Source organism: Pseudomonas sp. QS1027 (genome assembly GCF_002814235.1).
GTDB lineage: Bacteria > Pseudomonadota > Gammaproteobacteria > Pseudomonadales > Pseudomonadaceae > Aquipseudomonas.
Genome location: NZ_PHSU01000066.1, coordinates 1 through 1,336 on the forward strand (window position 1 = coordinate 1; position 1,336 = coordinate 1,336).

Annotated in this window: 1 protein-coding gene; it reads right to left on the reverse strand. The window is 55.6% G+C overall.

From position 1 onward, the window contains the following. Positions 1 to 132: 132 nt before the first annotated feature. Positions 133 to 1,047: a LysR substrate-binding domain-containing protein gene (locus CWE01_RS33160; RefSeq protein ID WP_100944760.1), complete on the reverse strand. Its 915-nt coding sequence runs from the start codon at positions 1,045 to 1,047 to the stop codon at positions 133 to 135. Between the last annotated feature and the right edge of the window lie 289 nt (positions 1,048 to 1,336).

The window sequence follows — 1,336 nt, forward strand, 5'->3', positions numbered from 1 at the left end:
CATGCTCGGCTCCTGCGTGCCTGAAGGACAGGTGCACACTAGTCAGCCAGGTGGGGCCAGTACCGATACGGTTGGGAATGAGTGCAACGAACTGTATTGTTTGCCGACCATGACAGTTGTCGGGCGGGCGTATTAGAGGGCTTTTGATCGGAGTTGCTCGACCTCTGTCACATAGCGCTCCACCTCTGCAAACAGCCATGCGGAAAACTGATGCTGCTTGGCTTCCAAGTGCTCCTGAACCGGCAATACCAACCAATAGGGGTAGGCATAAGGGCATGCGTATTCAGTCAGTTGGACCAGTTCACCTCGCACGATGGCATCGTGCACCAGGCTACGGCGGACCAACGCGATACCCTGCCCCAGACGCACAGCCTCCAGTACCAGGTTGGAATCATTGCTGCACAAGCCCGCACGGGGCACATTGACATCCAGCAGGCCGGCTGCCTCACACCAGGGTTGCCAGGAGTCCATCGTGAAAATGATCGTGCTGGCGACAATCTCCGCCGGCGTCATCGGTAGCTGCCCGCCATTGAAGTCGGGAGCGGCGACCACCACCATGTCATCGTGGAACATCAGACGCTTTTCCAGCCCCTCCCAATCGCCACGTCCAATACGCACACCGATATCAACCGACTCCTGAAGCAGATTCGATATCGTCAGGCTGGCGTGTAAGCGCACGGTGATATGCGGATAGTGCTGCTGAAACCGCCCGATCCTGGGTAACAGCCAGGAGCGCCCGAATGAAGGCATCACCGCTACCACCAATTCGGAAGCCTTGGGCCGCGCCTGGACCAGATGAGTGGCCTCGGCGATGGCACCCAACGACTGACGGATTTGCAGTGAGTACAGGCGACCATGCTCATTCACCCGCAAGCCACGCCCCTCGCGAATGAACAGGTTGATACCGACCAACTCCTCCAACACCTTGATCTGTTGGCTGATCGCCGAGTGCGTCACATGAAGTTCCGTGGCTGCGAGCGTCACGCTGCCTAGCCGGGCGACGGCCTCGAAGCTACGGAGACAACTAAGCGGGGGAATAGCCGACATGTAAGTCTACCTAACAGAAATCGTAAAAAATGACTGATATTTTAAAGCCCATCGACCATTTAATGTAAGTCACAGTATATCTGCGACAAGATCCTGCTCACCGATAGTTTCCCCTCCCCTTCTTGTTAAACACTCATTTGTCTTGGTTACAAGGCATTGGAGGGGTGTTGATTGCCTTCTCCATATGGTTGGGGAACAGGTAGCCCCCTGGAGGTCGGGTTTTGAAGAGTCAGTTCAGGAGAGCTTAAAGATGGATTTTAAAGCTATTGGCACGCAGGAGCCGAGCATG